The organism is Nonomuraea sp. NPDC001636, assembly GCF_040298265.1.
GTDB lineage: Bacteria > Actinomycetota > Actinomycetes > Streptosporangiales > Streptosporangiaceae > Nonomuraea.
Map to the genome: position 1 here is coordinate 27117 of NZ_JBEOZT010000007.1, position 21013 is coordinate 48129.

Annotated in this window: 21 protein-coding genes; 5 read left to right on the forward strand and 16 right to left on the reverse strand. The window is 74.6% G+C overall.

Annotated features, from left to right (window positions below; genetic code table 11):
* The first annotated feature begins 12 nt into the window (after positions 1–12).
* The 4 genes from ABT158_RS15870 to ABT158_RS15885 all read left to right on the forward strand — a co-directional run bounded on the left by ABT158_RS15870 (position 13) and on the right by ABT158_RS15885 (position 3941).
* Positions 13–987, forward strand: a complete 975-nt coding sequence (locus ABT158_RS15870) for an Acg family FMN-binding oxidoreductase (protein ID WP_352353721.1) — start codon at positions 13–15, stop codon at positions 985–987.
* Positions 988–1063: 76 nt separating this feature from the next.
* On the forward strand, positions 1064–1858 hold the full coding sequence (gene ppk2, locus ABT158_RS15875; protein WP_352353723.1) for a polyphosphate kinase 2: 795 nt from the start codon (positions 1064–1066) through the stop codon (positions 1856–1858).
* Positions 1859–2001: 143 nt separating this feature from the next.
* A complete protein-coding gene (locus tag ABT158_RS15880; protein ID WP_352353725.1) occupies positions 2002–2673 on the forward strand; it encodes an NAD(P)-dependent oxidoreductase in 672 nt (223 codons plus the stop codon).
* 77 nt (positions 2674–2750) lie between these two features.
* Entirely contained in the window at positions 2751–3941 is a 1191-nt protein-coding gene (locus ABT158_RS15885; RefSeq protein ID WP_352353727.1) for a MarP family serine protease, read from the forward strand.
* 27 nt (positions 3942–3968) lie between these two features.
* Here ABT158_RS15885 and ABT158_RS15890 read toward each other — a convergent pair whose 3' ends face one another.
* The 13 genes from ABT158_RS15890 to ABT158_RS15950 all read right to left on the reverse strand — a co-directional run bounded on the left by ABT158_RS15890 (position 3969) and on the right by ABT158_RS15950 (position 18284).
* Entirely contained in the window at positions 3969–5465 is a 1497-nt protein-coding gene (locus ABT158_RS15890) for a carboxylesterase/lipase family protein (protein WP_352353729.1), read from the reverse strand.
* Between the two features lie 246 nt (positions 5466–5711).
* Positions 5712–6812: an alcohol dehydrogenase catalytic domain-containing protein gene (locus tag ABT158_RS15895; protein WP_352353731.1), complete on the reverse strand. Its 1101-nt coding sequence runs from the start codon at positions 6810–6812 to the stop codon at positions 5712–5714.
* Positions 6812–7729 carry a DMT family transporter gene (locus tag ABT158_RS15900; protein ID WP_352353733.1) on the reverse strand — a complete coding sequence of 306 codons (918 nt, stop codon included), beginning with the start codon at positions 7727–7729 and terminating at the stop codon, positions 6812–6814. The genes ABT158_RS15895 and ABT158_RS15900 overlap by 1 nt, the downstream gene beginning before the upstream one ends.
* A gap of 27 nt (positions 7730–7756) precedes the next feature.
* A complete protein-coding gene (locus ABT158_RS15905; protein WP_352353735.1) occupies positions 7757–8368 on the reverse strand; it encodes a glycerol-3-phosphate responsive antiterminator in 612 nt (203 codons plus the stop codon).
* 10 nt (positions 8369–8378) lie between these two features.
* The gene (locus ABT158_RS15910) at positions 8379–9932 is read right to left on the reverse strand and encodes an FAD-binding oxidoreductase (protein ID WP_352353737.1); all 1554 of its coding nucleotides are present in this window, start codon (positions 9930–9932) and stop codon (positions 8379–8381) included.
* Positions 9929–11602, reverse strand: a complete 1674-nt coding sequence (locus tag ABT158_RS15915) for a glycerol-3-phosphate dehydrogenase/oxidase (RefSeq protein WP_352353739.1) — start codon at positions 11600–11602, stop codon at positions 9929–9931. Before ABT158_RS15915 ends, ABT158_RS15910 begins: the two co-directional genes overlap by 4 nt.
* Positions 11599–13125, reverse strand: coding sequence for an FGGY family carbohydrate kinase (locus ABT158_RS15920; protein WP_352353741.1), 1527 nt, complete (start codon positions 13123–13125; stop codon positions 11599–11601). The genes ABT158_RS15915 and ABT158_RS15920 overlap by 4 nt, the downstream gene beginning before the upstream one ends.
* A complete protein-coding gene (locus ABT158_RS15925) occupies positions 13122–14558 on the reverse strand; it encodes an MFS transporter (protein ID WP_352353743.1) in 1437 nt (478 codons plus the stop codon). The genes ABT158_RS15920 and ABT158_RS15925 overlap by 4 nt, the downstream gene beginning before the upstream one ends.
* Positions 14559–14755: 197 nt before the next feature.
* Entirely contained in the window at positions 14756–15253 is a 498-nt protein-coding gene (locus ABT158_RS15930; protein ID WP_352353745.1) for a hypothetical protein, read from the reverse strand.
* Between the two features lie 105 nt (positions 15254–15358).
* Positions 15359–15892 (reverse strand): GNAT family N-acetyltransferase, encoded by a 534-nt coding sequence (locus ABT158_RS15935; RefSeq protein WP_352353747.1) that lies wholly within the window; start codon positions 15890–15892, stop codon positions 15359–15361.
* Positions 15893–15902: 10 nt separating this feature from the next.
* Positions 15903–16496 (reverse strand): hypothetical protein, encoded by a 594-nt coding sequence (locus ABT158_RS15940; protein ID WP_352353749.1) that lies wholly within the window; start codon positions 16494–16496, stop codon positions 15903–15905.
* Between the two features lie 75 nt (positions 16497–16571).
* Positions 16572–17786, reverse strand: coding sequence for an alpha/beta hydrolase family protein (locus tag ABT158_RS15945; RefSeq protein WP_352353751.1), 1215 nt, complete (start codon positions 17784–17786; stop codon positions 16572–16574).
* A gap of 90 nt (positions 17787–17876) precedes the next feature.
* Positions 17877–18284, reverse strand: coding sequence for a hypothetical protein (locus ABT158_RS15950; protein WP_352353752.1), 408 nt, complete (start codon positions 18282–18284; stop codon positions 17877–17879).
* A gap of 140 nt (positions 18285–18424) precedes the next feature.
* Here ABT158_RS15950 and ABT158_RS15955 point away from each other — a divergent pair, with 140 nt between their 5' ends.
* Positions 18425–18961 carry a hypothetical protein gene (locus ABT158_RS15955; protein ID WP_352353754.1) on the forward strand — a complete coding sequence of 179 codons (537 nt, stop codon included), beginning with the start codon at positions 18425–18427 and terminating at the stop codon, positions 18959–18961.
* Positions 18962–18996: 35 nt separating this feature from the next.
* Here ABT158_RS15955 and ABT158_RS15960 read toward each other — a convergent pair whose 3' ends face one another.
* From ABT158_RS15960 to ABT158_RS15970, 3 genes are read right to left on the reverse strand one after another with little or no spacing between them, the layout of a single operon-like run.
* Positions 18997–19842: an FtsX-like permease family protein gene (locus tag ABT158_RS15960; protein ID WP_352353756.1), complete on the reverse strand. Its 846-nt coding sequence runs from the start codon at positions 19840–19842 to the stop codon at positions 18997–18999.
* Positions 19839–20504, reverse strand: a complete 666-nt coding sequence (locus ABT158_RS15965; protein ID WP_352353758.1) for an ABC transporter ATP-binding protein — start codon at positions 20502–20504, stop codon at positions 19839–19841. The genes ABT158_RS15960 and ABT158_RS15965 overlap by 4 nt, the downstream gene beginning before the upstream one ends.
* The gene (locus ABT158_RS15970) at positions 20497–21003 is read right to left on the reverse strand and encodes a PadR family transcriptional regulator (RefSeq protein WP_352353760.1); all 507 of its coding nucleotides are present in this window, start codon (positions 21001–21003) and stop codon (positions 20497–20499) included. The genes ABT158_RS15965 and ABT158_RS15970 overlap by 8 nt, the downstream gene beginning before the upstream one ends.
* Positions 21004–21013: the final 10 nt, after the last annotated feature.

Consider the following 21013-nt stretch of genomic DNA (forward strand, 5'->3'; position numbering starts at 1 on the left):
TGGAGGTGGACCATGAGCACGTGCTCGCCGAGACAGGCCATGGACGCGGCGGTCGAGGCCGCTCGATGGGCCCCTTCCGTGCACAACACCCAGCCGTGGACCTTCTCGGTCTCCGACGTGGAGATCGGGTTGAAGGCCGACACCGGCAGGCAGCTCAAGGCCGGCGACGTGACCGGGCGGGAGCTGGTGATCAGTTGTGGCGCGGCGCTGTTCACGATGTGCGTCGCGATGCGGTGCGCGGGGTTCGAGCCGGTCGTCCGGGTCCTGCCGGATCCCGATCGGCCCGGGTTGCTGGCGACGGTCCGGCCGGGCCGGGAGAGCGAGCCGGACGAGGTGACGCGGGTGCTCGGGGGCGAGATCGAGCGGCGTCACACGCATCGGGCGGGTTTCGCCGACGTCCCGGTCCCTGACGCGTTCGTGGAGTCGCTGGTGAGGGCGGCGATGGGCGAGGGGGTCCGGTTGACGCCCGTCCGGTCGGCGGAGGCGGTGGAGGTGCTGGCCGCGCTGACCCGGGCGGCGCAGGGCGTGCAGGAGCAGGATCAGCGGTTCGGCCTGGAGGTCGTGCGGTGGGCCAGGCCGCCGGGCAGCACGCGGGCCGACGGTGTGCCGGCCGGGAGCTACCCGCGCGAGGGCGCGCCGACGGAGGCGGTCTTCCCCCAGCGTCACTACGCGTGGCGGCAGGGCTGGGGCGCACCGGGCGGCCAGGACGAGACGGCGGTCGGGGTGGTCGCCGTGCTGACCACGCGGGCGGACGACCGGCGGGACTGGCTGGCCGCCGGCCAGGCGCTGCAACGGGTGCTGCTGCAGGCGTCGGCGCACGGGGTCAGCGCCGCCTTCCACACGCAGGCCCTGGAGCTGGAGCTGTTGCGGGAGTTCCTGCGGCTGGAGCTGTTCTCGGGGGAGCACCCGCAGATGATCATGCGGCTGGGGGTCACCTTCGAGGAGAAGGGCACGCCCCGGCGTCCGCTCTCCGACGTCCTGGAGTGAGCGCGGCCTGGAGTGAGCGCGTCCTGGAGTGAACGCGGCCTGGAGTGAGCGCGGCGCCCTTCTAGAATCCGCAGGCATGGGGACTGACAGGCTGCGCCGCAAGCCGTACGAGAAGGAACTCCTCCGCCTCCAGCAAGAGCTGGTGGAGCTGCAGGAGTGGGTGCGGGCCGAGGGGCGGCGCGTCGTGGTGATCTTCGAGGGGCGCGACGCCGCGGGCAAGGGCAGCACGATCAAGCGGGTCACCGAGTACCTGAACCCGCGGGTGGCCAGGATCGCCGCGCTGCCCGTCCCGACCGACCGGCAGCGGTCGCAGTGGTACTTCCAGCGGTACGTCGAGCACCTGCCGGCCGCGGGGGAGATCGTGCTGTTCGACCGGAGCTGGTACAACCGGGCCGGGGTCGAGCGGGTGATGGGGTTCTGCACCCCGGAGGAGCACGCGCGCTTCCTGCACCAATGCCCGATCTTCGAGAGGCTGCTGGTCGAGGACGGGATCCTGCTGCGCAAGTACTGGTTCTCGGTGAGCGACGCCGAGCAGGAGCGGCGCTTCCGCGACCGGCTGGCGGACCCGATGCGCCGGTGGAAGTTGTCGGCGATGGACCTGGAGTCGATCACCAGGTGGGAGGAGTACTCCCGGGCCAAGGACGAGATGCTGGCGCACACCGACATCCCCGAGGCGCCCTGGTACGAGGTGGAGAGCGAGGACAAGCGGCGGGCCAGGATCAACATGATCGCGCACCTGCTGTCCACGATCCCCTACCGGCGGGTCGAGCGGGCGCCGCTGGAGATCCCGCCGCGACCGCCCGCCACCGGCTACCGCCGTCCGCCGCGCCGCCCCGGAGGGTACGTCCCCGACGTCACGGCCGACCTCTGAGCGGGCCCGGCCGGAAGCCGGTGGGCAGCTCGCGTCCGGGCGCCCGGGGTTGAGGGCCTGGCGGGACGTCACCTTCGGCGGGCTCACTCCGTCGTACGGGTGGCTGTTCGCACCGGACCCTTTCAGCAACCTTGGAGTGATTCGTGAAACTCACCGTCTTCGGCGCCGGCGGCGGCGTCGGTCGGCACCTGCTCGCCCAGTCGCTGGCCCAGGGGCACGACGTCACGGCGGTCGTGCGCGACCCGGCCAGACTGGACGGGCTGCCGGTCCGGGTGGTGCCCGTCGCCGACCTGACCACGGCCGAGGCGGCCGATCTGCGGCCCGCCGTCGAGGGCGCCGATGCCGTCCTGTCGGCGCTCGGCCCGCCGAACAACGCCGCGGCCGGGGTGGCGTCCCGGGGCACCGAGGTCATCCTCGCGGCCATGGAGGCCGCCGGAGCCCGCCGGCTGGTCGTGGTGAGTGCCGCCCCGGTGGGCACCACGCCCTCGCCGGGCCGTCCCCACCCGCCCCGGCACGACCCCGGCGACGGGCCGTTCCTGCGATACGTGGTGTATCCGCTGGTCAAGGCCGCGCTGCGCCCGCAGTACCTGGACCTGGCCGTCATGGAGGACGCCGTGCGCGACAGCGGCCTGGACTGGACGGTGGTCCGGCCGGTGCAGCTCACCGACAAGCCCGTGACCGGCGCCTACCGGACGGCGGTGGGCCAGAACGTGCCCGGCGGCCGGTACGTCTCCCGCGCCGACGTCGCCCACGCCGTGCTTGCCGCGCTCGGCCGTCCGGAGACGGTCCGGCAGGTCATCGGCATGGCGGACTGACCCGCTCGCCGATCAAGGAAATCCGGCGTACCGGACTGGATCCTCCCTTGTCGGGGAAAAGATGATTGTCTTTGCTTGTGTCCGGTGATCTGCTCGACGTCGTCCTGGTCGTTCTGGTGGTCGGGTTCGGCGTGGCGGGCTTCCGGCAGGGGTTCGTCGTCGGGGTGACGAGCTCGATCGGGTTCGTCGCCGGATGCGTGCTGGGCATCGCCGTCGCCCCCGCCGTGACGAACGCGCTCGTGACCGGCGACATCGCGCAGACGGCTTGCGCGCTCGTCATCGTGTTCCTGATCGCGCTGGCCGGCCAGTTCGCCGCGTCCACGCTGGGGGTGCGGTTACGCACGTACCTGCGCGGCGAACCGGCCCGGATCCTGGACTCCCTGGGCGGCGGGCTGGTCAACGCCACGTTCGTGCTGCTGGTCGCCTGGCTCGTGGGCAGCCTGCTGGTCTCCAGCCCGTGGACGCCGGCGGTGGAGCAGATCCGCGGCTCGGCGCTGCTGTCCACGCTCGACGCGGCGGCGCCCGAGGCGGCGCGGAACTGGCAGCGGCCCTTCAAGCAGTTCATCGACCGGTCCGACTTTCCGCCGGTGCTCGACACCATCGCCGGGATGAGCACCGTCCGGGTGCCGCCGCCGGACGTGGCCGTGCTGCGCAGCCCGGCGCTGCGGCAGGCCAGGACGGGCATCCTGCAGGTCCAGGGGACCGCCTCCGCCTGCGGCAAGCGCATCACCGGCACCGGCTTCACCTACGCGCCCGACCACATCATGACCAACGCGCACGTCGTGGCCGGGGTGGACACGGACCTGCAGGTGGTCGACCACCAGCAGCGGCCGCACCCGGCGCAGGTCGTCTGGTACAACCCCCGGCGGGACGTCGCGGTCCTGTACGTCCCCGGACTCGGGCTGCCCCCGCTCTCCTTCGACACCCGGGCCAGGGAGGGCCAGGACGCGCTGGTCGCCGGCTACCCGAACGGCGGCGGCTTCACGCCGGAGCCCGCCCGCGTCGCCGAGCGGCAGCGGGCCGGCAGCCGCGACATCTACCGGGCCTCGCAGGTGACCAGGGACGTCTACCTGATCCGGGGCAAGATCCAGCAGGGCAACTCCGGCGGCCCGCTGCTCGCCGTGGACGGCCGCGTCCTGGGCGTGATCTTCGCCGCCGTCGCCGGCCAGGTGGAGACCGGCTACGCGCTGACCGCCGGCGAGGTCGCGCCCGACGCCCGCCAGGCCGCCACGGCCACGAACCCCGTCAGCACCCAGACCTGCGACTGACCCCGGCCCGCCCGCGGTGACCGGTGCTCACGCCGGCCCGGAGATCGTCAGCGGGAGCGGGTCGAAGGCGTGCCCGGCCCACAACCGGCGCGACGCCTCCTCCGGGTACGCCGCCGTGCCCGGCTCGGTGTCGATGATCCAGGTCAGCCGCTCGCGCGGCTCGTACGCCGGCCAGCCCGGGTCGCCGGTCGCGGCGAAGGCGGTCCACGCCGCCCGCACCCGGGCCGACAACTCGGCGGCCTGCGGCGGCGGCTCCTGGCCGAGCAGCAGCCCGGCCACGCCCGCGGTCAGGTTGCCGAACGTCAGCGGCAGGCCCAGCCCGTGACACGCGCCGAGCGTCCCGCCCATGCCGGGGGCCGGCCAGGTCAGCTCGTACAGGTGGGCCCGGCCGTGCCCGCCGTGGGCCTCGGCCAGCCGTACGGACGGCATCCGGAACAGCCAGTCGGAGTGGACCAGCTCGTACAGCCGTTCGTCGCCGGCCTCCGGGTGGGCCGCCCGGTAGGCCGCCGGGTCGGGGGCCAGCGCCCGCAGCGCGGCGGCCGCCTGCTCGGCGGTGACCTGGCCGAGCTCGCCGCCGAGCGCCATGAACAGCCGGTACTCGTCGCGGTTGTGCCCCACGAGCAGGTCCACCCCGCCTGACGGCGACCGCCAGGGCGTCGCGGGCAGCACCTCGCCGTCCACGACCGGCGCGAACGGCGTGCGGACGTGCGCGGCCAGGCCCCAGCGCGGGCTGCCGCCCATCCCGGCCGCCACCGCGTCGCCGGCCTCGATCAGCCGTTCCGGCGGCAGGCGCGCCAGCTCGTCCGCGTGCGGGGCCGCTCCCAGCTCGGCGGCCACCGCGGCGGCGAGATCGGCGGCCAGCTCGGGGGTGAGGAACAGGCCCGGCACGCTCTGCGCGATCGCGCGGTGGAACAGGCCGGCCGCGGCGGGCATCGTCATCAGCGCCGCGATGCTCCCGGCTCCGGCGGACTCGCCGAAGACGGTGACCTGGCCGGGGTCGCCGCCGAAGGCCGCCGCGTTCTCGCGCACCCAGCGCAGGGCGGCCACCTGGTCCAGCAGGCCGCGGTTGGCGGGCGCGCCGCGGAAGTGCCCGAAGCCCTCGGCGGAGACCCGGTAGTTGAGGGTGACCACGACGACGCCGTCCCGGGCGAGCACGCCGCCGTCGAAGAGCGGGTCGCCGGACCAGCCGTACATGTAGCCGCCGCCGTGGATCCACACCATCACCGGCAGCCGGGCCGCGCCCAGGTCGGGGGTCCACACGTTGGCGGTCAGCCAGTTCCCGTCGGCCCCGGCGTCGCCGGTGGCGCCCAGCAGCCTGGACTGCGGCGGCGGCGGGCCGAACGCGGCGGCCTCGCGCACGCCGTCCCACGCCTCGGGCGGCGCGGGGGCGGCCAGGCGCAGGCCGTCCACCGGCGGGCACGCGTACGGCACGCCGCGGAAGACGGCCACGCCGCCCTCGATCCGGCCACGCAGCCGGCCCGTACGGATGGTGACCTGCGGGTGAGCGGTTCCGGCGGCGCTCATGACACGCTCCTCGTCCGGGGGACGGCTCCGACGGCCGTGCGCGGCCATCCTCACCCCGGACGCGGCCCGGCCGCATCCCGTTTTCGGCGGCGCCGACCGGCTGCTGCGCCCGCTCGTCCGCGAGGGCGGCACGCTGGTGGAGTGCGACTGGGAGACGGCGACGGGCCGGACCATGGCCCGGTCGAAGGAGCTGCCGCGGCCCCCAGACGCCGGCCGTCGCGTCGGGGTGGCGTCCGGCCCCGGCGGTCAGTCGTCGAAGACGATCAGCTGGCGCAGGGCGGCGCCGTCGGCGAGCTGGTCCATCGCCTCGTTGACGGCCGCCAGGCCGATCCGGGCCGAGACCAGCCGCTCCACCGGCAGCCGGCCCTCGCGCCACATCCGGGCGAACACCGGGATGTCGCGGGCGGGCAGCGCCGAGCCCAGGTAGCTGCCGATGATGCTGCGCCCGCCGGCTACCAGCGCGAGCGGCGAGATCGAGGCGCGGGCGCCGGGCGCGGGCAGGCCCACGCTGACGGTGCGGCCCCCGGGGGCCGTCGCGGTCACCGCGGTCTCGAACGCCCGCGCGCTGCCCGCCGCCTCCACCACGACGTCCGCCTCGCCGGTCAGCTCGTCCGGGCCGTACACCTCGTGCGCGCCCAGCTCGCGGGCCATGGCGAGCTTGGCCGGGTTGGCGTCCACGCCGATCACCCGGACGTCGTCGAGGGCCAGCGCGGTGAGCAGCGCGGCCATGCCCACGCCGCCCAGCCCGACGACCGTGACCGTCTGCCCGGGGCGCGGCCGGCCGGCGTTGAGCACGGCGCCGCCGCCGGTCAGCACGGCGCAGCCGAGCAGGGCGGCGACCTCGGCCGGCACGTCGGGATCGACCGGGACGACCGAGCGCCGGTCGACCACCACGTGCGTGGCGAACGCCGACACCCCGAGGTGGTGCAGCACCGCGACGCCGTCCCTGTGCTGGCGGACCGCGCCGCTCAGCAGGGTGCCGTCGTTGTTGGCGGCGCTGCCCGGCACGCAGGGCGTCACGCCCTCGGTGGCGCAGCCGGCGCACCCGCCGCACCTGGGCAGGAAGGTCATCACGACGCGCCGCCCGGGGGCGAGGTCGTCGACGCCCGGTCCGGCCTGCTCCACCACGCCCGCCGCCTCGTGGCCGAGCAGCATGGGCACCGGACGCACCCGGTTGCCGTCCACCACCGACAGGTCGGAGTGGCACACGCCGGCCACCTCCACCCGCACCAGCAGCTCGCCCGGCCCCGGCGGATCGAGTTCCAGGTCGCAGACCGTCAGGGGCCGCGACTCCGCGTAGGGCCGGGACCGGCCGATCTCCTCCAGGACCGCGCCGCGAATGCGCATCAGTTCGCCCTTCTTCGTGTCGAGAGGTTGGCCAGCAGCACCCCGCAGCCGCCCAGGACGAGCCCGGCCACGGCGAGCGGGGGCAGCGGCTGCCCGGCCAGCGACCAGGCCAGGACGGCGGTCACGGCCGGGGTCAGGAAGAACACCGTGCTCACCCGGCTGGCGGGGGAGCGCAGCAACATCCGGTTGAGCAGGATGAACGCCGCGATGGAGTTGACCAGCGCCATCCAGCCGACCGACAGCCCGAACGCCGTCCAGTCCGACACCCGGACCGGGCCGAGCGCCAGGCAGGCGAGGCCGGCGGCGGGGGCGCTGACCAGCAGCTGCACCGCGGTGCCGCTCAGCGCGTCCATGCGGGGGGCGTACCGCTGCTGGTAGAGGGTGCCCGCGCTGAGCCCGGCCAGCCCCAGCAGGCACAGCGCCACCCCGGACGCGGACAGGCTGATCCGGTCGGCCACCGCCAGCACCACCCCGGCCAGGCCGAGCGCGAACCCGGCCCACTGCCCGGCGCCGACCCGCTCGCCCAGCACCCGGCCGACCAGCAGGATGACCACCGGGTTCAGCCCCTGCACCAGGGACACGACCGCGGCCGGCAGGCCCGCGCCGAGCGCGCTGTAGAAGGCGCCGAACTGCACGGCCTGGATCAGCAGCCCGGCCACGGCCACGTGCGCCAGGTCCCGCCCACGAGGCCACGGCACCCGCCTGACCAGCGCGTACGCCCCCAGCAGCACCCCGGCGACGGCGAACCTGCCGAACATCAGCAACAACGGCGGCGCCGCCCTGACCCCCGGGATGCCCGCGATGAACGCGCTGCTCCACAGGACGACGAACACCCCGGGCGCCACCGGCCACCGCCTCCCGGCGCGCCGGACGGGCGCCGTGGGGGCGGCGGTCTCCCGCACGCGGGCAGGCGTCATCGCAAGGTCCTTCCGGATGAAGACGGATCAGGAGGCGCGCAGGGCCGAGCGGCGCAGCCCCCACAGCTCCTCGTCGGAGGTGCACACGCCGACGGCCCCGTGCCGCAGCGCCTCCACCACGTCGTCCGCGCTCTGCACGAACCCCGCGGCCAGGCACGGCACGCCGACCGCCCGCACCTGCCGCTCGACGTGCCGCAACACCATGGCCGGCATGAGCTGCACCAGGTCGGGCCGCGACCGGGTGATGGACTGCAGGCTGCGCCGCAGGTTCGACCGGTCGGTGACGAACACCTTCTGCATGGTCAGCAGCCCGAGCCCGGTGGCCCGCTCGATCATCGCCTGCCGCGTGGAGACGACCCCGACCGCGCCGATGCCCTGCAGGTAGGCCAGCGCCCCGGGATCGTGCCCCAGGCCGGGGGTGGAGTCGATGTTGACGAATGCGATCTTCCGGGCGGCCACCGTGCGCTGGACCGTGGCCGCCAGGTCGCCGAGCGGGATCGAGGCCAGGATGCCGATCGGCGTGGGGGAGGAGGTGAACCGCTCGACGCTCTCCACCCCCACCAGCGACGCGGCGACGGGATGCTCGGCCAGGGCGGCGAGCAGGCGCTGATCCAGCGGGCCCTTGTGTCGAGAGTTCACCGCATCAACCTTAGTGCGCCGGGTTTTCGAAGGGCGCGGGCAGCCCCAGCTTGCCGGGGTTCATGATGCCCCGCGGGTCCAGCGCCTGCTTGACCGCCAGCAGCGTGGGGTAGCCGCTGCCCAGCGCGTCCCGCATGTACGGCGAGCGCAGCAGGCCGACGCCGTGGTGGTGGCTGATCGCCGCGCCGTGCCGGACGAGCACCTCGGCGGCGGCGTCCCAGGCGGCCCGGTACCAGGCGCGCCGCTGGTCGCGTTCGACGTCGCCGCGCAGCGAGAAGTACAGGCAGGCGCCGTCGGTGTAGGCGTGCGACTGGTGGGCCGAGGCGCGCAGCGTGCCGGGGACGGCCTCGATGGCGGCCACGACCTCGTCGTACAGGGCGGGCAGCGCGGCCCACGGCCCGGCGATCTCGCAGGTGTCGGAGACGAACCCCGGCCCCCGGACGAAGCCGTCGGCGGCCTTGCCGACGATCATGCGCTCGTCCAGCCAGCGGGCGAAGACCGCCGCGCCGTCCAGTTTCACCGACGCGCGTTCGGCGCAGACCTCCTCGGCGATCCTCATGACGGCGTCGACCAGCACCGGGTCGCCCTCGTCGGCGACGAGCAGCAGGTTGGTGCCGGGCTCGCCGAAGTGGGTGCCGCTCTCGTGCGCGTCGTACAGGCGCAGCGCGGCCGGGGTGGCGCCGCGCTGCAGGATCTCCCGGCACGCGTCGAGCCCGGCGGCGAAGGTGTCGAAGCCGTAGGCGATGCCCACCGCGTAGTCGGGCAGCCGGTGCGTACGCAGCCGCAGCCGGGTGATGACGCCGAGCGTGCCCTCCGAGCCGATGAACAGCTGCCGCAGGTCGGGGCCCACCGCGGCGCGCGGGTAGGTGCCGTAGCTGGCGGTGGTGCCGTCGGGCAGCACCACGTCCAGCCCGACCACCATGTCCTCGATCTTGCCGTAGCGGGTGGAGAGCTGGCCCGCGCCGCGGCAGGCGGCCCAGCCGCCGACGGTGGAGATGGCGAACGCCGACGGCCAGTGGCCGGTGGTGGCGCCGTGCGTCTCCTGCAGCTCCTTCTCGAACAGGTCGCCGAACATGCCCGCCTGCACTTCGACGATCATGGATTCGGCGTCGAAGGACAGGATGCGGTTGAGCCGGCACACGTCCAGCACGACGCCGCCGTGCACGGGCAGCGCGGCGCCCAGCACGTTGCTGCGGCCGGCCGAGACGGTCAGCGGGATGCGGTGCTCGTGGCAGATCCGCACCACGGCGGCCACCTGCCGCTCGTCCTCCACCTCGACGACGACCGCCTCCGGCGTGGCCGGACGGCCGTCGGTCTCGCCGATGGAGGTGCCCGCCCACCAGTCGCGGGTGCGCAGGATCACCTCGTCCCGGTCGGTGTGCACGGCGGCGCCGAGCGCGCGCAGCTCCGCCACCACGCTCTCGGGGACCGGCACGACCTGGCCCTGCAGGCTGGCCGGGCCCTTGCCCGGCGGGCAGTCGGCGGCCCAGCGCGGCGGCGTGGGCGCGCCCACGACGTAGTCGCCGCGGTTGAACGGGTGGGTGACGGTCTGCCTGCTGATCATGAAAGTCCCTCCATCAGAACGCTCTTCTCGCGGTCCACGCCGCGCACGTAGTCCTCGACCTGCCGGGCCACCTCGTCGTCGGAGAGGCCGAGCTCGCGCTGGAGCAGCCGGCCCACCTCGGGAGCCGCCTTGACCGACAGGTCGCGGGCGAAGACCCGCATCCGGGTGCGCCGCGACAACACGTCGTCCACGTTCCTGGCCAGCTCGCAGCGGGCCGCGTAGACCACCTCGGCCCGCAGGTACTCGCTGCCCTCGACGACCGGCCCGGCCAGCGACGGGTCCTCGGTGATCAGGTCGGCGACGAACCGGGCCTCGGTGCCGTACCGCTCGCCCAGGTGGGCGCCGAGCCCGCCGGTCGCGGTGGTCGCCTCGGCGTCGTAGCCCGCGCCGCCGAGCAGCGGCAGCCGCGCGGTGCGGCAGCGGGCCTTGCGGCCGAGCACCTTCAGCGCCTCGTCCACGGCCAGCTCGCCCATGTGCCTGCTGGTGGTCAGCTTGCCGCCGGTGACCGTGACCAGGCCGAAGCCGTCGGTGGTGATCCGGTGGTCGCGGCTCATGTCGAGCGTGGCGCCCTCCTTCTCGCCGACCAGCGGACGCAGCCCGGCGATCGAGCCGATCACGTCGTCCGGGGTGAGGTCGGCGTCGAAGGCGGTGTTGGCGCCGTCGAGCAGGTACTGCATCTCCTCGCGGGTGCACAGCACCTCGTCGGGCGAGCCGTCGTAGTCGGTGTCGGTGGTGCCGACCACGACCACGTCGCCCCAGCGGGTGCAGGTGGCGCGGCGGGCCCGGCCGGGCACCGGGACGGTCACGGTGCCGTCCACCGGCAGCCGCGTCCACGGCACCACGATGTGCACGCCCTTGGCCGGACGCACCCGCGCCCGGTGCCCCGGGTCGGACAGCGCGTCCAGGGTGTCGGTCCACACGCCGGTGGCGTTGACGACGACCCCGGCGCGCACCTCGACCGTGCGCCCGTCCACCTCGACGCGGGCGCCGCGCACCCGGCCGCCCTCCTTGACCAGCTCGCGGCAGGTGGCGCCGTTCAGCACGGTGGCGCCGAAGTGGGCGGCGGTCCTGGCGATGGTCAGGGTCAGCCGGGCGTCGTCGGTGCGGCTGTCGTAGTAGAGCAGGCCGCCCTTGAGCCGGTCGGCGCGCAGCCGCGGCGCCCTGGCCAGCACTTCGGCCACGCTGAGCCGCTGGTGCAGCCGGCCGATGCGCCAGCCGCCCGCCAGGTCGTAGGTCCACAGCAGGCCCTCGAAGGCCTTGGCGATGCGGGCGTCGAAGACGCCGTCCTCGGCGAGGATCGGCAGCACGAACGGCAGCCGCCGCACCAGGTGGGGCGCGTTGCGGCGGAAGCGCTGCCGCTCCAGCAGCGAGCGGCGCACCAGCGGCAGGTTGCCCTGCTCGATGTAGCGCAGGCCGCCGTGGACCATCTTGGAGGACTTGGAGGAGGTGCCCGAGGCGAAGTCGTCGCGTTCCACCAGCGCCACGCTGAGGCCGCGGGTGGCGGCGTCCAGCGCGGCGTAGCAGCCGGTCACGCCGCCGCCGACGACGAGCACGTCCACCGGCCGCGCGGCCAGCCGCTCGATCTGCGCCTGACGGTCCAGCCGCAGCGGGGTGCGCCGGATGGCGCTCCTGGTCTCCGATCTGGGCTTGCGTTCTGGAAGCCGGATCACGAGGGGGATTCCTCCTGTTGGTACGAGATGTGCCGGGAGAGCAGGTCACGCCAGGCGGCGCGGGCCTCCTCGCGGGCGGCGTCGGGCAACGTGGGCTCGAAGACGGGGACGTCGCCGAGCCCGGCGAGGGCGGCGGGCAGGTCGGGCCAGAGCCCCGCGCGCACGCCCCCGAGGTAGGCGGCGCCGCGCAGGCTGGCCGTCTCGTTGGCGCGGGCGCGGCGGACCGGCCGCCCGACGAGGTCGGCCTGGCTCGCCATCAGCACGTCGCTGCTGGCCAGGCCGCCGCCGCAGAACAGATCGGTGACCGGCGCGCCGAGCGCCTGCTCCACCCCGTCCAGCAGGTCGCACACCGAGTGGGCGATGCCCTCCAGGACGCCCCGGGCCAGCTCGGCCCGGGTGGTGGACAGGCTGAGCCCGGTCAGGACGCCGGTGGCCTCGGGCGACCAGACCGGCGTGCGCATCCCGGCCAGCGCGGGCAGGAACCGCACCCGGCTCGGCCCGGGATGCTCGCGGGCCAGCGCGGTCAGCTGGGCGGGCGAGTCGAACAGCCCGATCTCCTCGCACAACCAGCGCACCGCCGAGCCGGTGGTGGCGGCGTAGCCCTCCAGGCTGAACACCGCCGCGCCGCGCGAACGCCAGCCGACCAGCGTCAGCACCCCCGGCACCGCCCGGCGGTGCGCGGGCGGCCGGTCGCCGGCCACGGCGTCCAGGAACGTTCCCGTGCCGTGCACGCACATCGCCTGGCCCGGCCGGTGCGCGCCGAGCGCGATCATCGCGGCGTGCTGGTCGCCCATCACCGACAACACCGGCAGCCGCACGCCGAGCACCGACGGGTCGGTGTGGCCGTAGTCGCCGTCCTCGTCAAGGATCTGCGGCAGCACGTCGCGGGGGCAGCCGAGGAAGTCCCGCCACGGCTCGTACCAGTCGCCGGTGCGCAGGTCGTAGGCGCCGGCGGCGACCGCGTTGGTGGCGGACATGACGTGCCGCGCGCCGCCGGTCAGCCGCCACACCAGCCAGGTGTCGACCGAGCCGAAGGCCACCCGTCCCGCCTCGTGCGCCCGGCGCACGGCCGGGTCGTCGCGCAGCACGTCGGCGGCCCACAGCAGCGGGGCGCGCGAGCCGACCGGCCGGCCGGTGTGCTCGACCAGGCGGGCGTCCCAGCCGGGCTCCCATGCGCGCAGCCGGGCGGCGTAGCGGCGGTCCTGCCAGACCACGGCGGGGGTGAGCGGCTCGCCGGTGACGGTGTCCCACAGCAGCACGGTGGCGCGCTGGGTGGCGATCGACACGCCGGTGACCTCGACGTCGTGCGCCCGCGCCCACTCCAGGGCCTGCGCGCAGACCTCGGCGGTCTTCGCCCAGATCTCCATGGCGTCCTGCTCGACCCGCAGATGGTCGGGGGAGTGGACCGAGATGGGCCGGTAGGCGGGCGGCGCCGCCGAGCCGTCGTCCAGGACGACGGCGGCGCGCGTGCCCGTGGTGCCCTCGTCGACGCTGAGGATCCCGCGCCGGGTACGGCCGGTCATCGGCGCTCGTCCCTCTTCCGCAGCGCGATCTCCTCCTCCTCCAGGTTGACCGCCACGCGGGTGGGGTCCCACTTGATCAGCAGGCAGGTGACCAGGCCGACCAGCGGCACCACCGACAGCACCATGAGGCTGGCGCCGACCCCGATGCCCGCCTGCAACTGCGGGAACAGGTACAGGCCGGCGACCGAGCCGAGGCTGCCGAGCATGCCGGTCACGCCGGTGCCCAGGGTGCGGATGTCGCTGCGGTAGGACAGCGCGGCGATCGACTTGCCGTTCGGGCCGGGCCCGGCGGAGTGGAAGAAGATGAACAGCACGGGCAGCAGCGCGGCCAGCGCGACCGGCAGCTGCTTGAACGTCGCGCCCATCACCAGCAGCGCCACGAACACCACCGCGTACCCGGCCATCGAGCTGAGCCGCAGGCCCAGGCGGCGGCCGGTGTAGGCGGCCAGGCAGCCGCCGACGATGCCGACCGCGTTGAACGCCATCGACCCGATCGTGGCCTTCTCGAACTCCTTGCCGAACAGCTCCAGGCTGATCACCGGCAGGTACCAGCCGACCGCGAAGTACTGCATGGCCTGGGTGAGCGAGATGACCGTGGACAACACCGTGCGCGGCAGGTACGGCCTGCGGAACAGCACGCCCGCGTCGCCGAACCCCACCTGCCGGCCCTGGTCGGCCGCGACGCCGTCCCGTCCCGCGTCCTCCTGGACGGCGAAGCCGTACATGCGGCGCAGGGCCGCGGCGGAGTCGCGCAGCCGTCCCTTGGCGGCCAGCCACGTCGGGCTCTCCACCAGGAAGGCGAGTTGCAGGACCAGCAGCACGACGGCGAAGACGGCCGAGGAGCCCACCGACCAGCGCCAGATGTCCGCGCCCACGTCGAAACGGTAGAACACCAGCGTGAGCAGCAGGTTCGTGGTGGTGGCGGTGTACCAGACGCCTTGCCAGAAGTTGAGCCTGCCCTTGAGCGCGGACGGCGTGTACTCGGCCAGCAGCGCCATGGCCACCGCGAAGTCGATGCCGTACGCGATGCCGACCAGGCCGCGGCCGGCGAAGACGGTCTGGAAGTCGGAGCCGGCCGCCGTCAGCAGCGCGCCGAGCGCGAACACCACCTTGGTCAGCAGCAGCGGCTTGACCCGGCCGATCCGGGCGGCCAGCCAGCCGCCGAACGGGTTGGAGATGATGGCGATGGCCGGCGCCATGGCGGTGAGCACGCCCACCTGGCCCGGCGACAGGCCGAGCTGCTTGACCATGGGGGACAGGCCGGCGCCCAGGGCCGCGTTGGAGTAGGCGTCCAGGAACAGGCCCGCCAGGGCGAGGAACCAGATCCAGTTGGCCCGGCCGGCCAGCCTCGTCAGGGTGTTGATGACGTCGGCCGCGTCTCCGGCGTTGCGGATCCGCGTGACCGAGGTGTTCTGCACGGGGGCGTCGCTCATGCCCAGCCGCCTTTCAGGGGGGTGTGATCCCTTGCCAGCGGTCCGGATACGACAAAGGCACAGACGAAGACCACTGACAGGGATCTCTTCGTCTGTGCCTGCCGATTGACGGGACACTATGTGCCGACTGTCCGGTATGTCAAGCGGTCGTACTCGTATCGCCGCAGCTCGCACGCCCTGCCCGGCGGACCGGGCGGTCAGGAATACCTGATCTCCCACCAGCGGCGGGTGCACGACCACTTGCCCGCGGCCTTCACGCAGGCGCGGAACTTGCGGCCGGTCGGGGCGTCCACCGCGTACGACGTGACGCTGCGGCGTCCGCCGCCCCTGACCACCGCGTGGCAGGCGTGGTAGGTGCGGCCCCCGTCGTCGGTCCAGTCGATGGAGATGCGGTCGCCGGAGCGCAGGCTGGTGCCCCAGGCCCACCACACGTTCCGGCCGCGGTAGACGCCGTCGGCCTCGTACAGGTAGACCGTGCCGCGGCGGCCCTTCGCCGCCGCCATGCGGTGCCAGGTGTTCCTGGGCACGTCCCGGCTCACCCGCAGCCGCGCGCCGCACGAGTAGTTGATCGGCCCGGCGGCCTGCGTCCGGGACACCTGCCGGACGTCCTGGACGGAGGCGCCGGCGGGCGAGGCGACGGTCAGGACGCCGCCGGCCACCACCGCGGCGACCGCCAGGGCTGGAAGGTTACGCATGTGCTCCCCCTTGGTGCGGAATCGTGTGACCGCAACGTAGGGGCGCCGGTGTTGAGGATCCGTTGAGCCCGCGTTGATCTCCGCCTGGGTCCGCCCCGCCGCTGGTCAGGCCCCTGGAGGTGCCGGGGTCCGGTCCAGGTCGGCGCGGACGATGCCGTACATCACGCCGTCACGCCACTCGCCGGCGCGGAACCCGCCGCCGCGCAGCACGCCCTCCCGGGTGAAACCGGCCTTCTCCAGCGCGCGCTGCTCGGCCACGTTGCCGAGCTCGGTGGTCGCCTGCACCCGGTTGACCGGCGAGTGGTCGAACAGGTAGCGCGCCAGCAGCCGCTGCGCCCGCGTCCCGTGCCCCTTGCCGCGGAAGCCGGGCGCCACGATGAGGCCCATCTCCCAGCAGGACGACACCCGGGAGGTGAGCTGCCTGCGCCACGACACGAGGCCCGCCCGGTCCTCGCCGGAGGCGATCACCAGCATGCCGCCGTCCTCGCCGAGCATCCCGTTCTCGTCCCAGAGGCGGCGCAGGCGGTGGGGGTCCTGCCAGCCGTACCACTGGTACTCGCCGCTGCTGTCCGGGTCGCCGATCAGCCGGGTCAGGAACGCCAGGTCGTCCTCGCGGACGGCGCGCAGTTCGATCGTCATGATCGCGACACTATGCGACAGAGGGGACGTCGGCGCGGGCCCTCCGTCCGGCCCGCAGCGCCAGGGCCAGCGCCGCCAGCAGCGCCGCGCCCGTGAACGGCGGCCACGACAGCCCGGACGGCGGCCCGAACGTCCCGCCCGCCCCCGCGCGGTCGAGCACCGCGGCCACCGCGAGCGCGGGCAGCGCCTGGGCCGCTCCCGAGACGAGCGCGAGGACGGCGAGCCAGGCGACCCGCGCCGCGTTGCCACGGCGGTACGGCTCGCCCGCGAACACCGATGTCAGCAGCCCGCCGACCAGGAGGGCGGCGACGAGCGCGCACAGGCCGCCCACCATCACGTCCGCCCGGTAGAGCATCTGCTCGGCCGCCGTCGAGTCCCAGACCCGCAGCGACAGCTCCCCGCCTCCCAGGGAGAGGCCGCGGGGCAGCTTCACCCCGCTCAGCCCGAGCCGGTCGGCGGCCCCTGGACGGGGGACGACGCGGACGACGATCTCCCCGCCGGCCTGCGTGGCGCCGTTGACGGCGTAGGCGACCCCCCACACCCCCGCGACGGCCCCGGCGAACCTGACCACGTAGAGGGCCAGCCGCACGAACAGACGATCCATGGACGCTCCAAGGAGACGGACCGATGGTTGTTCATCATGCCCGCCGGGCCGGCCCCGCGTACAGACGGCCCCGGGTCACTCGCAGGTCTTGTCCTCCGGGCTGCAGAATTCGACCTCGGGGACGTCGGCCGACGGCTTGTCCAGCAGGGGCCGGGCCTGCCCGCGCAGGTGCTGGTCGAAGAAGGCCGTGACGTAGGCGCGGGTGACGCCGAGTGCGCGGGCGCCGGGCACGGTGGCGCCGTCCTCGATGCCGACCTGGTCCATCAGGACGCCCAGGTCCGTGAAGGACGTGTGCGCGGCCCCCGTCAGCAGCAGCCAGCGCTTCCATCCGGTCAGCCGCGCCCAGACGCGCTCCCACGTGGCGGCCGACCCGCCCTTGCCCGGCGTGAACGAGGAGGGCTTGCCCAGGAACAGGAACGGCCGGGACGTCCCGGCCGCCGGGAGCGTCGTCTCCACGCTGCCGTCGAGGTCGATGCCGGCGCGCAGCCGGGTGTCGGCCGCGATCGACGCGACGGCGGCGGCGCCGCCCGCCGAGTGACCGGCCATGGCGATCCTGGACGGGTCGATCAGGCGGGCCCCCGTCCACCGCGCGTGCGCGCCGGTGAGCCGGTCGAGCACGAAGGACACGTCGGCCGCCCGGCTCTTCTCCAGCTTCGCCCACCAGGCCGGGCCCTTGTCGTCGATCTCGCAGGTGACGCAGGTGGTGACCCGGCCGTCGGGGAAGGAGGTGGCGACGTTCTCGTAGGTGTGGTCGATGGCGGCCACCACGTACCCGTGGCTGGCCAGCTCCTCGGCCAGGGCGGTGAGCTCGGTGCGGGGCTTGCTGTGGCCGGGGGACAGGACGACGAGGGGCAGGCTGCGGGGGCGTCCGGCGGGGCGGGCGTCGGTGAAGGCGTTGGTCCGGGTCCTGCTCAGGGTGTCGGCCGGGAGGTCGGTGATCCCGCCGTCCTTGAGCAGCAGCTCCGACGCCTTCGCCGTCATGTACGGGGCGCGGTGGCGGCCCGGCGACCTGGCCGGGTACCAGAGCGAGACCATCAGCTCGCGCGCCTTGGCCGAGGGGACCCACGGGTCGGCGCGCGAGGTGTCCTTCAGGTACAGGGACGTGGTGCCGACCGGCCGGGAGCCGGTCGGGGCCGGCAGGTACGTCGCGGGCGCGGGCGCCGCCGAAGCAGCCGACGCCACGGACGCCGCCGCCGGCGAGCCGTGGACCAGCCCGGCCGCCAGGACGGCGGCGAGCCCGGCGACGGCCGCGGTCCCGCCGGCCCGGTTCGTTCTGAAGTGCTTGATCATGCACCGCAATATACCCCGAGAGTATATACGCGGTGTATAAGCGGGGCGGAGTGCGGGGACACCGTCAGGGAGGAGGCCCCGCCGCGCGGGTCAGCCGGCGGGAGGGGCGGGGCGGAAGCGGAAGGCGAGCACCGCCGCGCAGAGCAGCAGCACCCCGCAGACGCCCTGCTCGGCGACCATCCAGCCCGGCAGCGGCAGGAACAGCAGCACTCCCACCACCGCGACGAGGATCACGACGAGCACGACGCGCAGGCGCAGCAGCGCCCGGTCGCCGCCACCCTGGGCGCGCCGGGCGAACACGAACGTCAGGACGGACGTCGCCGCCACGATGACGCCGCGCCCCCATGCCTCGGGGGTGACGAGCGACGGCGCGACGGTGGACAGGACGGCGATCGCCGCGACGGTCAGCAGGCTGAGCGCGGCGTAGGCGGCGACCAGGATCTTGGCCGTGTGCAGGCCGGAACCGGGGAGCGCGGCGGGAGGGGTCGGCGTGGTCATGGGACATCCTCCGGATCTGTGGTGCTGGCGGCCGGTCGGACGGCGTGGACGGCGTCGGTGAGGATGACGCTGATTGGACTCTCCCCCACGGGGAGAGTCCACGCTATGGGGGATTCCACCCAGATCTACCCGGAGGATCCATGACCCCGCGACTGGTCCACTGCCATCCCGTCACCTGCCTCAACGTCACGGGCATGGGAGAGCCCGGCGGCGCCGAGCACCTGTCGGCCATCGGCGCCCTGTACGCCGTGGCCGCCGCCATGGGCGGCGCCACCGGGCCGCTGGAGGGGCGGTGGTGGGTGGAGGACACCTCGCTGCCGCCGCTGGAGACCCCGCGCGACCAGTGGCGGTGGCACCTGCTGCTGCCGTTGCCCGGGATGCCCGAACCGGGGGCGGCCGAGGCGGCGCGTGAGCGGGCCCGCCCGTCGGGAGCGGCCGTGGACCGGGTCCAGGTCGTCACCTTCACCGAGGGCCAGTGCGTGGAGCTGCTGCACGAGGGGCCCTACAGCGAGGAGAAGAGGTCGCTGGAGGTGATGGAGGCGTTCATGGCCGAGCACGGGCTGGTGCCCAACGGGCTGCACCACGAGATCTACCTGACCGAGTTCACCGACCCCGACCCGAAGACGCTGCTCAGGCAGCCGGTCGCCCCCCGGCCGGCGGAGGCGGCTCACCGGTAGACGGCCAGGGGGCAGGCGGTGTCAGCGGAGGCCGGTCACGTCCGCGTGCCGGACCGCAGGGCGCCGCGCAGCAGGGAGCGGGCCGCCAGGGCGACGACCACGGCGGCCAGCACCCCGACGCCCGCCATGAGGACGGCCCTGGTCAGCGCCCACGGCAGCGACTCGACGCGGTACACGCTCGCCAGGGAGAGCACCACCACGGCGACCCCCGACACGGCCGCCACCACGCAGACCGGCAGCGCCGCGACGACCGCCTGCCGCACCAGCACCCCGCCCAGCGCCCGTTCCGGCACCCCGGCGGCGGCCAGCGCGGCGAACGAGCGGCGATGGTCGATCAGCTCCTCCGCCTGGTGCACCACCAGCGCGATCGACGACGTCACCAGGGCCAGCAGGAGCGCGACGTCCACCAGGGCGTGGCCCTGGGAGTAGCCGGCGGCGGCCTGCTGGGCCCCGGCCCCCGCGCCGAAGAAGACCGTCAGGCTCACCACCGACAGGGCCCTGGCCCACGCCCGGGGGTCGGCCTCGACCAGCCGCGCGGCCAGCAGCGTCTCCGGCGACCGGGCCCGCCGGCCGGCCCGGCGGGCGTACGCCCTGATCAGCCAGGTCGCGGCCAGGGTCGCGCCGATCAGCAGCAGGACCAGCCCGGCCGCCATGGCGGTCGCCGTCCCGTACTTGCCGGCGACGGGGAAGCGGCCCTTGACCGACAGCCCGAGGACGAGCAGGCCCACGCCCGCCGCGAACAGGACCAGGTCCAGCACACGCGGCCCCCGCACGCGTGCGCGGCGGGTCACGCCCAGCGGCGAGGTGACGACGTGCCGGCCGGCGCGGGCCCCCGACAGGACCCCGCCGAGCGTCACCAGGGCGACGACCACGGTGATCATCGTTCCGCCCCCACCAGGACGGCGCCGTCGCGCAGCGGGATCTCGCGGTCGGCGTAGGCGGCCACCCGGTTGTCGTGGGTGACCAGGACGACGGCGGCCCGGCCGGCGCGGGCCGCGCCGAGCAGCGCGCCCATCACCTGCTCGCCGCCGAGCGTGTCGAGGGCTCCGGTGGGCTCGTCGGCGAACACCACGCGCGGGCCGGTCACCAGCGCCCGCGCGATGGCGACCCGCTGCCGCTGCCCGCCGGACAGCTCGCCGGTGCGCCGCCCGGCGCAGCCGGACACCTCCAGCCGGGCCAGCCACTCGGCCGCGGCGGTCATCGCCTCCTGCCTGCCGTGCCGGTTGAACAGCAGCGGCAGCGCGACGTTCTCCGCCGCGGTCAGCTCGGGCACCAGCTCGCCGAACTGGAAGACGACCCCGAAGCTCTGGCGTCGCAGCCGGGTCAGGTCGTCCTCGGGCAGCGTGTCGATGCGCGTGCCGTCGAGGACGACCTCGCCGGACTCCGGCCGGACGACCCCGGCCAGGCAGTGCAGCAACGTCGACTTGCCCGCGCCGCTCGGACCGGTGATCGCGACGATCTCGCCCTCCGCGATCGCGAGCGAGACGCCGTTCAGCGCCCTGGTGCCGCCGTACGACTTGCCCAGGCCCCTGGCCTCAAGCATCGGTGTCCTCCTTCGTCCGCGCGAGCGCGGTCTCGATCCAGCGCAGGTCGGCGTCGAGGTGCTGGAGCGCGTAGTCGGCCGCCAGCACCTGGGCGGGCGAGCCGGTCGCCTTCTCGGCGGTCAGCTCCCGCATGCGGGCCAGGTGGGCCTCGCGTTGCCGCAGGAGGTAGCCGTCGGCGGCCTTCCCCGCGACGGCGACCCGGGCGAACAGGGGGCCGGCGACGTACGGCGCCGACGGCTCGACGGTGTTCAGCCACCGCTCCAGCTCCGCCCGGCCGGCATCGGTGATCGCGAACAGGGTGCGCTCGGGGCCGCCCTCCTGCTGCGTCTCGGCCACCTCCGCCAGTCCGTCGCGTTCCAGGCGTTGCAGCGTGGCGTAGACCTGCCCGTACGCCAGGGGCTTGGCGCCGGCGAGGCGGTGATCGTGCTCCTTCTTGAGCTCGTAGCCGTGTTTCGGCCGCTCGGCGAGGAAGCCGAGCAGCACGTGACCGGTTGACATGATCACGACT

Bases quoted from the DNA above. Each gene is read 5' to 3' on its own strand.
- ABT158_RS15870 (WP_352353721.1), top strand. From the start codon at position 13: ATGAGCACGTGCTCGCCGAGACAGGCCATGGACGCGGCGGTCGAGGCC.
- ppk2 (WP_352353723.1), top strand. From the start codon at position 1,064: ATGGGGACTGACAGGCTGCGCCGCAAGCCGTACGAGAAGGAACTCCTC.
- ABT158_RS15890 (WP_352353729.1), bottom strand. From the start codon at position 5,465: ATGAGCGCCGCCGGAACCGCTCACCCGCAGGTCACCATCCGTACGGGC.
- ABT158_RS15895 (WP_352353731.1), bottom strand. From the start codon at position 6,812: ATGCGCATTCGCGGCGCGGTCCTGGAGGAGATCGGCCGGTCCCGGCCC.
- ABT158_RS15900 (WP_352353733.1), bottom strand. From the start codon at position 7,729: ATGACGCCTGCCCGCGTGCGGGAGACCGCCGCCCCCACGGCGCCCGTC.
- ABT158_RS15910 (WP_352353737.1), bottom strand. From the start codon at position 9,932: ATGATCAGCAGGCAGACCGTCACCCACCCGTTCAACCGCGGCGACTAC.
- ABT158_RS15920 (WP_352353741.1), bottom strand. From the start codon at position 13,125: ATGACCGGCCGTACCCGGCGCGGGATCCTCAGCGTCGACGAGGGCACC.
- ABT158_RS15925 (WP_352353743.1), bottom strand. From the start codon at position 14,558: ATGAGCGACGCCCCCGTGCAGAACACCTCGGTCACGCGGATCCGCAAC.
- ABT158_RS15930 (WP_352353745.1), bottom strand. From the start codon at position 15,253: ATGCGTAACCTTCCAGCCCTGGCGGTCGCCGCGGTGGTGGCCGGCGGC.
- ABT158_RS15935 (WP_352353747.1), bottom strand. From the start codon at position 15,892: ATGACGATCGAACTGCGCGCCGTCCGCGAGGACGACCTGGCGTTCCTG.
- ABT158_RS15940 (WP_352353749.1), bottom strand. From the start codon at position 16,496: ATGGATCGTCTGTTCGTGCGGCTGGCCCTCTACGTGGTCAGGTTCGCC.
- ABT158_RS15945 (WP_352353751.1), bottom strand. From the start codon at position 17,786: ATGATCAAGCACTTCAGAACGAACCGGGCCGGCGGGACCGCGGCCGTC.
- ABT158_RS15950 (WP_352353752.1), bottom strand. From the start codon at position 18,284: ATGACCACGCCGACCCCTCCCGCCGCGCTCCCCGGTTCCGGCCTGCAC.
- ABT158_RS15955 (WP_352353754.1), top strand. From the start codon at position 18,425: ATGACCCCGCGACTGGTCCACTGCCATCCCGTCACCTGCCTCAACGTC.
- ABT158_RS15960 (WP_352353756.1), bottom strand. From the start codon at position 19,842: ATGATCACCGTGGTCGTCGCCCTGGTGACGCTCGGCGGGGTCCTGTCG.
- ABT158_RS15965 (WP_352353758.1), bottom strand. From the start codon at position 20,504: ATGCTTGAGGCCAGGGGCCTGGGCAAGTCGTACGGCGGCACCAGGGCG.
- ABT158_RS15970 (WP_352353760.1), bottom strand. From the start codon at position 21,003: ATGTCAACCGGTCACGTGCTGCTCGGCTTCCTCGCCGAGCGGCCGAAA.